11 protein-coding genes are annotated in these 15,327 nt (G+C 46.6%); 6 read left to right on the forward strand and 5 right to left on the reverse strand.

From position 1 onward, the window contains the following. Window positions 1-32: 32 nt before the first annotated feature. Together AB0L18_RS05220 and AB0L18_RS05225 are read left to right on the forward strand one after the other, a co-directional pair. Window positions 33-1,958, forward strand: a complete 1,926-nt coding sequence (locus AB0L18_RS05220; protein WP_367391521.1) for a peptide MFS transporter — start codon at window positions 33-35, stop codon at window positions 1,956-1,958. Between the two features lie 268 nt (window positions 1,959-2,226). Next, on the forward strand, window positions 2,227-5,733 hold the full coding sequence (locus AB0L18_RS05225) for a reprolysin-like metallopeptidase (RefSeq protein ID WP_367391522.1): 3,507 nt from the start codon (window positions 2,227-2,229) through the stop codon (window positions 5,731-5,733). 212 nt (window positions 5,734-5,945) lie between these two features. On the opposite strand, the gene AB0L18_RS05230 is transcribed toward AB0L18_RS05225, so the two are convergent. After that, window positions 5,946-6,488 carry a hypothetical protein gene (locus AB0L18_RS05230; RefSeq protein WP_367391523.1) on the reverse strand — a complete coding sequence of 181 codons (543 nt, stop codon included), beginning with the start codon at window positions 6,486-6,488 and terminating at the stop codon, window positions 5,946-5,948. 122 nt (window positions 6,489-6,610) lie between these two features. On the opposite strand from AB0L18_RS05230, the gene AB0L18_RS05235 reads away from it, so the two are divergent. From AB0L18_RS05235 to AB0L18_RS05245, 3 genes are all read left to right on the forward strand, one after another. Continuing rightward, the gene (locus AB0L18_RS05235; RefSeq protein ID WP_367391524.1) at window positions 6,611-8,278 is read left to right on the forward strand and encodes a T9SS type A sorting domain-containing protein; all 1,668 of its coding nucleotides are present in this window, start codon (window positions 6,611-6,613) and stop codon (window positions 8,276-8,278) included. A gap of 170 nt (window positions 8,279-8,448) precedes the next feature. Further along, entirely contained in the window at window positions 8,449-9,414 is a 966-nt protein-coding gene (locus AB0L18_RS05240) for a threonine/serine dehydratase (protein WP_367391525.1), read from the forward strand. 84 nt (window positions 9,415-9,498) lie between these two features. Then, window positions 9,499-9,939, forward strand: coding sequence for a hypothetical protein (locus tag AB0L18_RS05245; RefSeq protein WP_367391526.1), 441 nt, complete (start codon window positions 9,499-9,501; stop codon window positions 9,937-9,939). A 10-nt stretch (window positions 9,940-9,949) separates the two neighbouring features. Here AB0L18_RS05245 and AB0L18_RS05250 read toward each other — a convergent pair whose 3' ends face one another. From AB0L18_RS05250 to AB0L18_RS05260, 3 genes are all read right to left on the reverse strand, one after another. Further along, the gene (locus tag AB0L18_RS05250; RefSeq protein ID WP_367391527.1) at window positions 9,950-10,630 is read right to left on the reverse strand and encodes a response regulator transcription factor; all 681 of its coding nucleotides are present in this window, start codon (window positions 10,628-10,630) and stop codon (window positions 9,950-9,952) included. Between the two features lie 15 nt (window positions 10,631-10,645). Continuing rightward, window positions 10,646-11,950 (reverse strand): sensor histidine kinase, encoded by a 1,305-nt coding sequence (locus AB0L18_RS05255; protein ID WP_367391528.1) that lies wholly within the window; start codon window positions 11,948-11,950, stop codon window positions 10,646-10,648. 107 nt (window positions 11,951-12,057) lie between these two features. Further along, a complete protein-coding gene (locus AB0L18_RS05260) occupies window positions 12,058-13,326 on the reverse strand; it encodes a GAF domain-containing SpoIIE family protein phosphatase (RefSeq protein ID WP_367391529.1) in 1,269 nt (422 codons plus the stop codon). Between the two features lie 197 nt (window positions 13,327-13,523). Between AB0L18_RS05260 and AB0L18_RS05265 the strand changes: the two genes are divergently transcribed. Next, entirely contained in the window at window positions 13,524-14,321 is a 798-nt protein-coding gene (locus tag AB0L18_RS05265; RefSeq protein WP_367391530.1) for an alpha/beta fold hydrolase, read from the forward strand. Window positions 14,322-14,375: 54 nt separating this feature from the next. Here the strand turns inward: AB0L18_RS05265 and AB0L18_RS05270 are convergent, their stop codons facing one another. Next, window positions 14,376-15,029 (reverse strand): polysaccharide deacetylase family protein, encoded by a 654-nt coding sequence (locus AB0L18_RS05270; RefSeq protein ID WP_367391531.1) that lies wholly within the window; start codon window positions 15,027-15,029, stop codon window positions 14,376-14,378. Window positions 15,030-15,327: the final 298 nt, after the last annotated feature.

The following is a 15,327-nucleotide window of genomic DNA, read 5'->3' on the forward strand; positions in this document are numbered from 1 at the left end:
ACTAAAATAAAACTGATTAATCAACGACAATAATGAGTAATTCTACAGATTCCTTCTTCGAGTCGAAAGTCCTGGGGCATCCTGCAGGGCTGTTCGTACTGTTCTTTACCGAGATGTGGGAACGCTTTTCCTATTATGGAATGCGGGCCCTGTTGGTGCTTTTCTTTACCGCTTCCATTGCGGAAAGCGGATGGGGCTGGCCCCGAGAATGGGCATTGGCTATTTTTGGTACGTACACCTCGCTGGTCTACCTTTCTACCATGATCGGTGGCTACATGGCAGACAATAAAATCGGTTATCGCTGGGCAGTAGTTATTGGTGCCTTACTGATGACGCTAGGGCATGGCTGTATGGCCATGGAAACCCAGTTTTTCATCTACCTGGGGCTTACTTTACTGGTTTTCGGCAGTGGCTTCTTTAAGCCCAACATGACCTCCATCATCTCAGAGATGTACAAAGATCGCCCCGAAAAGAAAGACGGGGCCTATACCATCTTCTACATGGGAGTAAATGCCGGAGCATTTCTGGGTATTCTTCTTTGTGGCTACCTGGGGGAAAAAGTAGGCTGGAGCTGGGGCTTTGGCGTGGCTGGTATCTTCATGCTCTTTGGGTTATTGCAATTTTGGCTGGCCCAGGGCATCTTTGGCGAAGTGGGCAAAGTACCTGATCCCAATAGTATTGCCAAGCAGGAAACCGCCAACTTATCCGTAGTTACGCAAGTAAAACCTTACGAAGCTTGGCAAAAAGCCATAGGTGCACTAGCATTAGTTGGTGGAGCCGTTTGGTTGTTTCTCGGCATCAATATTGCCTTAACACTTGCTGTAATTCTTGCCTTGGTCTTCTTTTTTAGCCGCTTTTCCATGTTTACGGCTGATGCTGACGATGAAGTTCGTAATCCATTTACCATGCCGCAAAAAGTAATTGCAGGCATCGCTGCTGTTCTTGGATTAGTCTGGATTATCAATGACCCAGCGTCCAAGATTTCAGAAGGCCGATTCAATCTTCTCAATTTTTCCATTAATGGTGTCGACGGTACTACCGCAACCATATTGGTAGCACTGGCAATATTTATCTTCCTATTGATTTATCGACTGGCCATGTACGACCGCATCACCCGTGATCGGATGATCGCTGTATCGTTCTTTGCCTTTGTCACCATCTTCTTCTGGGCAATTTTTGAGCAAGCACCGGGCTCGCTCACCATCTTTGCCAATGATTACACCGAGCGTATGCTTGACGGTACAGCTGCTTCTGTCTACAAAGTAGTCAACTCCTTGATGACGCTCATCCCATTAGGCATCATTTCGTGGGTACTGTATAAATTATTTCGCCAAACTTTTGCCAAGTATAGCCTGTCCAACATCTTCCTGGCCCTGAGTTTTGTCATCGTCTGGGGAATCGCCATTTGGATGTTGCGGGAAGAATACTTCAAGGATGCTACCGAAGTTCCTGCTTCTTGGTTTGGCGTACTGAACTCCCTGTTCATCATCACCTTTGCGCCGCTCTTTTCCAAGTGGTGGGAAAGCAAATACAATCCCAATGCCAATACCAAATACGCCATCGGGATGTTCCTCCTGGGCTTGGGTATGGCTTGTGTAGCCATCGGTGCTCGTGACATCGAACCTGGTGCTAAAACAGCCGCAGTGAGCATGGTTTGGTTGGTACTGGTCTACCTCTTCCACACCCTAGGTGAATTGTGTACTTCTCCAGTATCACTCTCTTATGTAAGTAAGCTGGTGCCTGGCCGTATGATTGCCTTCATGTTCGGTATTTGGTACCTGGCGGTAGCCATTGGTATGAAGCTGGCGGGTGTCTTTGGCGAAAGCTCCGAAGCCATTGCTGCTGAACACGGGCTGAGCTACTTCTTCTGGATACTTACCGCTATTTCGGTAGGTGTTGGGGTATTGTCCATTCTACTTTACCCAATTATTCGGAAACTCATGCACGGCGTACGCTAACCCGCCATTTTGTATAAACAAAAAGCGATGATCGGTCCAAAACTGATCATCGCTTTTTTATTTACACTTTTCTCCTAAATCATTAACTTTACCAGACAAAGTAACCCTTCTTATTACTTTGTAGCTTTCCAAACACTTTCACTTCAAACAACACCAAGTTGGTCTCTCTGATTAGGTAACACCTTTCATACCCTTCCTTTTGCATTGCAATAGGCGCATCGTCATGCCTACTGCCACCCCTTTTGTTAATACATCAACATTAGTAAATATGAAAAACATTACTTCTTTTTACAGCATTTGCTGTTTTATTCTTTTCTTTTCACTGTCCAATTTATCTGCACAGTCGAGTATCTGGCAAACTACCACCCCTGACCAATTGAGCAGTGCAGAAGAACGCCGAATCACACCTAACCGATACCGCGTTTATCTGGCCGATACCACTGCGCTAAAAGATCTACTGAGATCGGCGGCCCACGAAAGAGATGTCAACCCGCGGCAGAGTCCTCACCAAATCACCTTGCCTACCCCAAATGGCGAATGGGAAACCTTCCAATTTGTTGCTTATGACCTCCTGCACCCCCAACTACAGCAAGTATGGTCTTACATCAAAACCTGGCGCGGTGTCAGTGCCAGCAACCCAAATACCACCATCCGACTCGACTGGACCGCCCGCGGTTTTCACGCCATGGTCCTCGAACGAGGCAACACCTGGTTTGTCGATCCCTACTATTGGAACCAGCGCGATTATTACCAAGTCTACTTCAAAAGGCATTACCCGCAACCGACCGAGGTCTTTGAATGCCATACGGATAGCGACCGTGAATTGGTTCCCGAAGACCATGCTGCCATCAGAGCTGGTGATTGCAAGTTCCGTCAATATCGCCTGGCCCTTGCCTGTACGGGCGAATACGCTGATTTTCACGGTGAAACCGTTTCGGGTGCAGCCTCCGCCATGGCCACTTCGATGAACCGGGTCAATGGTGTTTACGAAGCAGATTTAGCCATACGCCTCGTACTTGTTGCCAATAACAACGACCTCATTTACCTGGATGCCGCTACCGACCCTTATACCAATGGCAACGGGAGTACGATGCTGGGAGAAAACCAAGCCAATTGCGATGCCGTCATCGGCACCGCCAATTATGACATCGGGCACGTTTTCAGTACTGGCGGTGGTGGCGTAGCGAGTCTGAATTCTCCTTGTACTTTCGACTTCAAAGCTCGGGGTGTCACTGGTCGGGGTGCTCCCGTAGGTGATCCTTTCGACATTGATTACGTCGCCCACGAGATGGGGCACCAGTTTGGGGACAACCACACCCAGAATAATCCTTGTTTTCGATCTTCAGCATCTATGGAGCCGGGCAGTGCCAGTACCATCATGGGCTATGCAGGTATTTGCTCGCCAAACGTACAATCCAACAGCGACCCTTATTACCACGCCATCAATATTCAGGAAATCGCCAATTACATGGAAACAGGTTTCGGCAACAGCTGCGCTACTATTATTGACATGAGCAATTCCGCTCCCAATGTCGTTGCTGGTCAGGATTATGATATTCCCGGAGGCACCCCCTTCGTTCTGACTGGCAGTGCCACCGACCCCAACGGCGACCCCATCACCTACTGCTGGGAACAATACGACAATGAAGTAGGAGAAGCTATGCCTCCTCTGTCTACCAATACCCAAGGGCCTATGTTTCGTTCCTTTGATCCTGTGGCGGAACCTACCCGTTATTTCCCACGGCTCTCGGACCTAAGAAACAACGTAGACCCTACCTGGGAAACCCTCCCCGAAACGACCAGAGACATGGATTTCCGCCTTACCGTACGCGACTTCGACGGCAACTACGGCTGTACTACCGAAGACCTAATCACCCTCAGTGTAGATGGTAGTGCCGGTCCTTTTTTAGTGACCAATCCTAACACCAATATCACTTGGTTTGAAGCCGCTCAGGCCACCGTCAACTGGGATGTTGCGGGCACCAACTCGGCCCCCATCAGCTGTAGCAACGTTGATATCCTGCTCTCCTATGATGGAGGAAACACCTACCCTACCACCTTGGCTATTAACACCCCTAATGATGGTTCTCAGACCATCAATGTTCCGGCGGGCACAACCAATACCGCCCGGGTGATGGTGCGGTGTAGCGGCAATGTCTTCTTCGACATCTCTAACACCAATTTTACAATTGACGCAGCTACTGCTCCCAATTATACTTTTACTTACAATGGCGCAAGCGTTAGTGAATGCCAAGAAAGCACAGCTACCCTGAATTTTGTGATCAACACTTCGGCAATAGCTGGCTACAATGATCCCCTTATACTTTCTGCGATCAGTGTACCGGTAGGTGTAAGCGTAGATTATTCGGCCAATCCTATCAACCCAGGGGATAATGTCACCGTTTCGGTAGATAATTTTGATGCCTTATCTCCTGGCAATTACATAGTCACCATTCAGAGTGCAAGTACTGCTGGTAATAAAACCGTAGACCTCCCTTTTACCATTCTGCCCTTGGCCGCAGCACCTGCTCTGATAAGTCCTGCTGATGGTACGACCGACCAATCGATCTTCAACTCACTAAGCTGGAACGCTGGTGCTAACACGAATAACTACTTCGTGGAATTGGCTACAGATCCCTCTTTTAACACTATCGTCTACTCCACTACCACTAGCAGTACCAGTGTTGAACTACCTGAAGTACTTATCGGAGGAACAATCCACTATTGGAGAGTCACGGGCAACAACAATAATTGTGGCCGTGGCTTCTCCTCTCCTACCAGAAGCTTTGAGACCGAACCCTGTTATTACTACGAAAACAAAGACTTTTTATTCATTAGCAATGGCCCTCCAGCAGATTACTCTTCTACCATTGACATCACCAACGGCGGAGATATCACCGACCTGGATTTGCTCAACCTGGATATTAGTCATACCTGGGTTGAAGACCTGGAGTTGAGCCTGACCGCACCAGGAGGAACCAACCGGCTTCTCTTCTCTTACGATTGTGGTAGCAGTGATAATGTTTTGCTAAGCTTTGATGATGAAGCTGCTGGTCTCCCTACTTGCCCTTACAATACCGGGGCAAAAGTACGACCGGAACAGTCCTTTACTGCTTTTGACAATTTATCCCTAAATGGGTCTTGGAAACTCAACATTCGTGACAATGCTAATCAAGACGGTGGCAGCCTCAACAACTGGGGACTCAAGATCTGTACCGACAACTTCTCCGTCCTCCCCGTCACCTGGTTGAGTTTTACTGCTAAAGCGGAAACGGAAGCCATTCACCTACAATGGGAAACCACCCAAGAGGAAGACAATGCTGGTTTTGATCTGGAAAGACGTTCCGCATACGAAACAGCTTTCCGGCCTGTTGCCTGGATTCCAGCTACCGATGCCCCAGCAATTACAAATCGTTATGCTCACGTAGATAAAGACGTTCAACCAGGCCTTACCTACTACTATCGTTTACGACAAATCGACTATTCTGGTAAGGAATCGTATTCCGAAATGCGATCTGCGGCCATCGCTACAACCACTCCGCAGTGGACGCTATTCCCCAACCCTACCGCCGGAAACCTCCAGGTTCAGTGCTGGAATACCAACCAGCTTGTAACGCTTAAGTTGATAAATATTCAAGGAAAAACGCTCCAGGAATGGGTCATTGACGCCGAAAATGTCTCTTCACTGGATTTGAACAACTACCCAGCCGGTGTCTATTGGCTCAAAGCCAGTACGCAGGATTGGGAAGCGACGGAGCGGGTGGTGAAAATTTAAGTGGGAAGTGGGAAAGCGGAAGTGGGAGGTCGGAAGTCGGAAGTATTCGCCCTCCTGCAACTAAAAGGTGTAAAATGGTTGATGGTTGATTGTTGAAGGTCGGTAACCAACCATCAACCAACAACCATCAACTTCTCAAAAGCGGAAGTCGGAAGTATTCAACGCGTTCCGACTTCCGCTCTCCTCCCGACACCTCGGGATCCGACTTTACTCTACCTACTTTTCATCGAAATCTGCAATTCAAACGCTCCTTCGTCCGCTCCTTCTGGGCCGACGACGACGATGAGGGCCTGGTAAGGGTTGTTAATTGCCAGGATATCCTTTACCGTACGGGTATGATCCTGGGTGCGGTTGACGTAGTTGCGATCCCACTTATGGTCGGCCTCGCAGCGAATGCAGCTGCTTAGATTGGGCACCAGGTTATCTTCCGTAATCTGCCCTGCCTGGTAGGCATACAGGCTGTAATCAGCTGATTTATCGGCGGGAATAACTGTAATTTCCAGTTCCGAATAGCGAGGGATATCCACCAGGTACATTACGTGGCGCCCTCTGAATTTGCTGGCTTGCGTTGCGGGGAAACAAGCCACGGAGCTGTTCCACGCCCACGAAAGGTCTTCCATGATGATGCCTTTCTCTAAGGTACCCGAAAAGGCAACTGTCTTGTTGGGCACCAACTCCAATTTGGTAATTTCTTGCGCTGTCGTAGAAAAAGTGAGCCCAAGAAGACAAAGCGTAAAAAGTAATTGATTAAGCATAGGGTAAGGTTTTTTTAAAAAAAACATCCGCGATCGGTAACGAAACGCCCAAACACCGGATAAAGGTACACTAGGCGTAAAATTCCTGGTAAAAGTAATCCTAAAACTAAAAAGTCTATTCTATGAAAACATTGATTACCCTCTTCGTTACTGTTTTATTGTTTTTCTCCATTGCTGCACAGAATGATATTTGCCAGATTGATCTGCCCTCGACCCGGGTAGCTGCTTATGCCCTCGGAGAACAAGTGCAATTCACCTTTGAGTACACGATTGATGAACCGGGTGGTGCACGCATTTTTGCACGGCCATTCACCAATGGAAATCTTACACCGGGCTACGGTGCCAGTGGATCTCCAATCTATGCAGGCAATGGTACGGGCAGTGCATTTTTCACCATCAACAGTGGACAAGTTGAAGTTGATGAAATCCGTTTCATCATCACCACTGCTGACCAAAGTACTACGCTCAGGGAGTTTTACATACCTGTCACTTATCACTTCGGAGAAAACGGTGTCAACAACTTTTCCTTTTCACAATCACAAGAAATCGGTTCCTTACTCCTTGGTGAACAGGTAAATATTACTTTCGACTACAACATCTCCCATCCTGGTGGTACGCGCATTTTTGTGCGCCCTTTTACCGATGGTAACCTTACCCCTGGTTATGGGGCTTCTGGTTCGCCCATATTTTCCGGCACTGGCACTCAAACCGTAAATTTCACGATCAACTCCGGCAAGAACGTTCGCGTAGATGCCTTGCGTGTTACCATTCTCAACGAGAGCCAGTCACAAACCCTGAGTACCTTCTTCATTCCTGTAAATTGGTACTGGAGCACCGTCAAGATCACCAATTTCCAGGCTATCGGAGGGAATTATTTTGCCAATGGCGACAACGTCACTATCGAATATGATTACGCTACAACGGAGCCCGCAGGTGCGCGAATTTTCCCTCGGCCATTCACCAACGACGGCCTCACACCTGGCTATGCCGCCTGTGGTTCTGGCGTTTACACTGGTAGTGGTTCATCAGATTGCAACTTCACCATTAACGGAGCCAATCGGCGCGTCGATCATATCCGTTTCCAGGCTACCAATCCCGACCAAACGGAGGTACTCTTGGAGATGCTACAACCGACAGATTTATTCTTCGGCAACGTGTTGATCGAAAACCTGGTGACCTGTCCCCCGTCGCCAGCGCGCCTGCTCCATGGTGAACACGTTAATGGTTATTTTGACTACACCAATAACGAAAGCGAAAGCGGCCGCTTTTTCTTCCGTCCGGCCACCAATGGTAATCTTACCCCAGGCTATGCAGCTGCGGGTTCACCTAGCTATCCAGTAGGTAGCAACTCCGGTGATAGTTACTTCACCATCAACAGCGGAAATGTTGTCGTTGACCAAATTCATTTTTTGCTGACCAACAATAGTCAATCTGAAGATTGGGGAACTTACCGCTTTGATGTTCACTATGAATTCGGCCCTGCCATGGTTTCGGCCAATGATGAGCTGACCGTATTATCCCCAGAAGGCCTAGAATGGCAAATGGCTCCAAACCCCGCTCATCTGCAAACCACACTTTACTTGCAAAGCAACCACAGCGAAACTGCAAATATCGTTATCATGGACGCTTATGGCAAGGTGCTACAGCAGCTTAACAAGCTCTATCTTCCCGAAGGCCAGGAGGTTCAGCATACGCTAGATTTGGAAAAGCTCTCTCTACCCAGTGGCCTTTACCTGATCCAATTGCGGGGCGAAACTTTCCAATCCACCCAGAAGCTGATGGTACAGTAAACGTGACTTGGTTTTGAACCATAAAGGGATTATAAGGTCATTTAAGCAATAGAAAAAGCACTTATATTTTCTTATAATCCCTTTTATGGTTCAAATTAACCTTCCTGAAAAGTCCTTTCTATTCATACGGTGGAACTCGCTGAATATCCCTATCTTTCCACTAAAACCCAATGCCTGCCACGACACTTCTACATGTACCAACTGCTGAAGATATTCGCGAGAGTCATCGCTTGATTCAGCCTCTCATCCATCGAACGCCCATCATGACTTCCGAGGCCATCAACGAAATGACAGGGGCGGATCTACACTTTAAGTGTGAAAATTTTCAAAAGATTGGTGCTTTCAAAATGCGCGGTGCGGCCAATGCGGCAAGCCGACTGACGCCATCCCAGCTTGAAAAAGGTTTGGCCACTCATTCCTCCGGCAACCACGCCCAGGCAGTAGCTCGTGCCGCCCAGGTAATGGGAATACCCGCTTATATAGTGATGCCTAAAAATGCCCCTGCTGTGAAAGTTGCAGGGACCAAAGCTTATGGCGCCGAAGTTGTTTTTTGTGAAAGCACCCCAGAAGCACGCGAAGCCAAGCTAGCCGAAGTTGTAGCACGTACGGGGGCTTATTTTATCCATCCTTTTGATGACTACAATGTAGTAGCGGGTCAAGCTACGGCAGCCAAAGAATTGCTCGAAGACGCCAACACGTCCTTCGATATCCTCATGGCCCCAGTGGGCGGTGGAGGGTTACTTAGTGGCACAGCCCTTACTGCTCACTATTTTGCCCCTACTACGCAGGTAATTGCGGGCGAACCTTTTGAAGTCGACGATGCTTATCGGTCTTTCCATAGTGGAAAAATTGAACGCAATGCGACTACCAATACCGTTGCTGATGGCTTGCGTACTCCGCTCAGTGAAAAAACTTTTTCCATCATCAGAGAACACGTCACCGACATTCTTAGGGTAGACGAAGCAGCCATCATTCATGCCATGCGCCAAGTTTGGGAGCGCATGAAAATCATCATCGAACCCAGTTGCGCAGTGCCTTTGGCCGCCGTGTTTTCTTATCCAGAAACATTCAAAGGCAAAAAAATAGGCATTATCCTTACTGGGGGTAATGTAGATATAGAGAACTTGCCTTTTTGAAAAAATCAATAGATAAACTTTAACCTCTTCCTAACAAGCCGAATAGCGTATCTTTGCGTTATATAGTAGATCAAAAACATAATCATGCGTATTCTTTGCATAGTTTTACTTTCTGCCCTTACCCTTGGTGCCGTTTACGGCCAGACAACTACAGAGAACATTTGGCAATCATTGGCCAAAATCACCTACACCAAACAGTACGATGAGCTCCTGGGATTCAAGGTGGATGTCCCTGTCTTTAGTGAAGAAGTGAAAGCTTTGGCAGGAAAAGAAGTGGAAATCAAGGGTTACATCATTCCGGTGGAAGGCTACAAAAGCCATACGGAATTCATTTTTTCCGCATTTCCTTACAACATGTGTTTCTTCTGTGGCGGCGCCGGACCAGAAACAGTCATGGAAGTCTACGCCAGTGAACCCATTCAATACAAAACCGAGGCCATCAAGATCAAAGGTACCCTGGAGTTGAATGATTCAGACATCAACCAATTGATGTACGTCCTGAAAAATGCACGGCTAGTAAAATAGGCTTTTTCTGCTATACCTGAAAACAAAACCCCACACCGTGGATGTTTTCGACCTTGATTTGCTCGTCTTCTTTCAGGTACTTGCGTAAACGAGATATAAAGACATCCAGGCTACGCCCCAGGAAGTAATCATTTTCCCCCCAAACGGCTTCGAGGATATCAGACCGTTTGATGACCTGATTTTTATTTTCAATAAGGTATTTCAAAAGATCGGCTTCCTTCTGCGTAAGCCGGCGGATATCCTCGTTGATCTTCAACTCCAGGTTGGGATAATTAAACAGGTATTTGCCAAGGGTATATTCACTGGGAGATGGAAGGGCCACACTACGCGAGCGTCGCAAAAAGACTTCAATTTTTAAAATCAGCTCTTCGATGCTAAACGGCTTGGTGATATAATCATCGGCTCCAAGCCGTAAGCCGTGCAAACGATCTTCTTTGAGTGATTTGGCAGTAAGGAAAAGGATCGGCACCTCCGTATTTTGTTTGCGAATTTCTTTAGCCAACGTAAAACCATCCGTTTCCGGCAGCATTACATCCAGCAAACAAAGGTCATAATCCTGGCGATCAATAGCCACTTTTGCACTGGTACCATCGGGGCAATGGGTCACCTGATAACCTTGCAATTCAAGATGGTCACGGGTAACGAAACTGAGGCTTTCGTCGTCTTCAACGTAAAGAAGGTGGGCACGCATAGGCTTCGATTTGGTTTATTGGGCTACCGCCTGCTGGCGAATTTTCAGGGCTTGTCCAAAGTTGATTTTCACGGTTGTTCCCTGGCCTACATCGCTCTCCAACTGTATGCTCCAACCGTGGGCCTGGCATATTCTCCGCACATAGTACAATCCAAGGCCAAACCCTTTAACGTTGTGGACATTGCCCGTAGGTATACGATAAAATTTATCAAAGATTCGCCCCTGATAAGCGGGCGAGATTCCGATACCATTGTCTTGAATAGAAAGCTGGATCATGTTTTTCTCCTTCGCCACTCGAACACTGATTTGTGGGTTTTCCTGACAGTATTTTATCGCATTATCCAGCAGACTATAAAGGATATTCGTCAGATGCAGGCGATCAGCCATAATGAACACTCCACTTACCGCTTCCAGGTCGGTTGACAATTCCCCCCCTTGCTCTTCGAGCCGCATCCTCGTACTGGAAAGCAGGGCATCCAAGATTTCCTGCAGCTCTACTTTTTCCTTCTTTAACTCAAGGTTTCCTTTTTCTACACTTGCTAATTGGAGTACTTTCTCCACCTGTTTGTTCAAGCGCTGATTTTGCTCCTGAATGATTGTCGCATAACGATGCAGACGTGCATCCGCCTTCACGCGTTCGTCATTGAGGAAAACACCAGCGGCAATTTTTATCGTTGACAATGGCGTCTTGAACTCATGGGTCATGTTATTGATAAAGTCCTTCTGCATTTCAGAAAGCCTTTTTTGACGTAAAATAACCCACATGGCGTAAGCGAAAAAGAGGATAGTGATGAGTAAAATTGCCGATAAGAACAGGATCAACTGCATCTTATCAAAAAGGAAGCCGGTACGCCCCGGAAACTTCACCCCAAAATAATAGGTGAATTCTTTGTCCTTGGGCAAGTCTCCTAAGTCTAGATTTTTGATTTCGCCTTCAGGCGTATAACTGCAGTAGCCACCATAGACCATCTCATCGGTATGGCAATCAAAAACAGCGTATTCAAAATCTACGTTAAGCGTTCGTTCTTCAAGCTCGCTTTGCAGAAGATACTCCAGTAGCTTTGCGTCAATTTCGACCGCCATATTAACGATCCAATAATTGGTAGTACGTTGCTTTACGACATCCCTGGAGGGAAGTTCGGCATCGTTGATGTCGGCAAGCTTATTGGCTACTCGGTAAAGTGCCAAATTGACTTTTTTGTTGAACTCTTCCTCGTTCAGGTCCCAGGTGGTCATGACCCAATAGGATTGGATACCGATAATCCCTACCAGGGCTACCGCCCCAAGAATGACGACCCAACGAATAACCGCATTTTGCATAAGGAGGTATTTTCCCTAATCTACTAGCTACTTAAAAATGCTTAGGAAGCACTAAGATCGTAGTTTTCATTGCCTTTATTCAGGCTTACCGATCGCTTAACAGGCTATTAACAAGGGTTTTCTACCGGGACAAACTTGGAAGTCAGTACCGTGAAATCATCAGGATAACCCTCATTACCCTTGAAGGCATTGAGGGCTTGCTGAAGCTCATGGTTGAATTCTACTACCGAAAGGTGATGGTGGTTTTCTACAAATGCCTTCAACATCAAATCATCAAAATAGTCGCCTTTGGCATTTTGAATGTCTATGAGGCCATCGGTATAAGTAAGAATCAAGGAAGGCTGCGTCAATTTCACCTCCCCTACAGTTATTTCGGGCAACGCTTGAAAAGACCCCAATATCGTACAACCATCTTTCAGCAATAAGGTCTGGTCTTTGCTGGCTAAAATAGGAGGATTGTGCCCCGCATTGATGTACCGCAACACGTTGGTATAACGATCAAACTCCGCCACAAAAAAGGTAATAAACCGCTCTCCACCAGTGATTCGATTCACGGAAGTATTAAGGTCTATGATAAACTCCTTAAGTGGCGTCCGTTTATTGATGAGTGTATTAAAATTGGCCTGAAAATTGGCCATCAACAATGCTGCTGCTACTCCTTTGCCGGAGATATCGCCAATACAAAAAGCCAGTTTGCCATCGGGGAATTCCAGATAATCGTAATAGTCACCACCTACCCCAAAATGAGGCTTGTAGATACTGGCCATTTCGTAGCAATCCTTCATGGGTAAGCTAGCCGGAATAAGCATGCGTTGCATCTCACCCGCCAGTTCCATCTCTCGTCGCAGGCGTTCTTGCTCTAATTGTCGCTTAAACAATCGTTTGTTTTCGATAGCTACCGCAACGATATTGGTAATCGTGGTAATGAATTGTACTTTTTCGTACATATCATCATCGTCATCAAACCCTCCGATGAAAACGTAGGCAATAGGCTGCTTTTTGTGGAGAACAGGAATAACCAGCTCAAAAGCAGAAAGAAACAAATGATCTTTAGCATCAAGATTAACGAGTTCACGAAAGTTGGCTAACTCGGAACCAATATTGTACTTCTGCTGGGCTTTTGTCAAGCCAGTTTGTGCTGTACACACCCAATTGGTCTCCTTTTCGCCGTGAACATAAAGTGCCATTTTCTTAATCCCTAGCTCAAAAGTCAGGAAGGAATGGTACATTGCGAAAAGTTCCGCAGCTGGAAAGTTATTATTGATCGCCTGGGTAAGCGTCAATAATCGGTTGACCTGTAATTGTCGCAAATGAAGCTCATGCTCCAGTTGTTCAATTTTGGAAAACTGCTTGGCCATGTTTGCAAAGTCAGCCATAGAATGTACTAGCTCAGTAATTTATTTTTGTTCTCTCTCAAAGATACTAAAAGCTTGCAAAAACCACCGGCCAAAACAAGTTGCCAACTACGGTTTTGTAAACGCTAGCTATCGTAAAATAAAAGTCCAAGAATAGAGACATATTTTGGAAAGGGAAGCGAAGGAAGTTATTTTTGCGTAAGTACAGGAAAGCACAAATGAAAACACTTACATTCCGTGGAGCTAAGCTCGCCTATGACATAGAAGGCAAAGGATTCCCCGTCGTCCTACTACATGGCTTCTGTGCCGATAGCCGCTTGTGGGAAGATTTCAAACAGGATCTGCTAGAGGAACATTATCGGGTAGTAACCATCGATTTGCCTGGTTTTGGTGACTCAGGGGTTGTGTCCAATGTGTCGATAGAGATCTATGCCGAAGCAGTGCTGGCTGTTTTAGAAGAGAAAAAACTGTCAGAGGTTATTGTCATTGGCCATTCCATGGGCGGATATACGGCACTTGCCTTGGCAGCTCTGGCCCCTGAACGTTTAAAAGGAATCGGTTTATTTCATTCTCATCCTTACGCCGATACGGAAGAAAAGAAAGAAGCACGCCACAACCAGATATCCTTTATCAACCGGCACGGTCATCAACTTTACGTCAAACAGCTGGTCCCCAAATTATTTCCACCAACCTACGCACAAACCAATCCTTTTGATCTAGACAAAATCATACATCGGGCAGCGCGCTACCCAGCAGAAGGCATTATTGAAGGATTGAAAGCGATGGCTAACCGCCCCAACTACGCCGAAACATTAAGCACTTTCCCCAAACCCGTCTTATTTATCATAGGAGAAGAAGACGAAGCCGTTCCTACAGAGGCGAGCCAGCAACAGCTAGCCTTGCCAGCCCGAGCGAATATTCACGTATTAGAAAAAGTAGGCCACATGGGTATGATTGAAACCCGCCGTAAGACACAGCTCATGGTCAGGCAGTTTGTGACTTACTGTTTGAGCTAAAAAACTAGAGCTGCCCGGGAGCAGCTCTAATTCATGTCTAGCAGAATTGTATTTTTAGGCTGATTTGCGCTGATCTTGGTGCACTATCATTTCCTGCTCATTGAGTGCTTCAAAACGGTAACCTTGTTCCGCAAAATAAGCCAATGCTTTGGGCAATGCGTAACGCAGCTTTTCTTCCGCCTTGAGGCTATCGTGGAAAACGACAATAGAACCTGGTTCTACATTACGGGTAACGTTTAAGAGGCATTGTTCTTCCGTGATATTTGGATCAAAATCGCCACTCAAAACATCCCACATCACAATCCGGTAATGGCGCAGTAGAAACTGGGTCTGACGTGGACGCAGCTTTCCGTAGGGAGGGCGGAAAAGAACCGTTTTAGTCAGGTTAGCACAGTGACGAATATTGTGAAAGTAAGGAAGGTTATCCGAACTCCACCCATTGAGGTGATTGAAAGTATGGTTGCCAATGGAGTGTCCACCAGCTCTTACTTGTTCGAATACTTCGGGGTGTTTCTCAATGTTGTTACCAACACAGAAGAATGTTGCTTTGGCATTGTATTGTGCCAATTGTTCTAACACCCACGGCGTCACGCCGGGGATAGGGCCGTCGTCGAACGTCAGGTAAACAACCTTGTCTTCAGATGGGATTTTCCAGGTAAAATTTGGGAAGAGTTCCTGGATAAATTTGGGGGTTTTAATTAAATACATAAGCGTCGCAATTGAAATAGTTCAGGGATAATATAATCGTTTAGGCTGTTGCACTTAACAATGCGCAACAAAATCAACATGTTCATTTTCGTACTAACAACCAGGGGAGATGGGCAACGATGGGAAAATCGGGGAGAATTTCTTGCTGCCGCCCTAAATCATTACTTTTGCCGCTGTAATGGTAAAAGTGAAGACAATTTTGTGGAGGGGGAGGTTCCAAAAAATCGGCATTCTTCCCTTAATACCAAATTTCTTTAGTAAAAGTTTCCGAAGAAACGTATAAGAGGCTTGTTTTGCT

The organism is Lewinella sp. LCG006, assembly GCF_040784935.1.
In the GTDB taxonomy this organism is placed as follows: Bacteria; Bacteroidota; Bacteroidia; order Chitinophagales; family Saprospiraceae; genus Lewinella.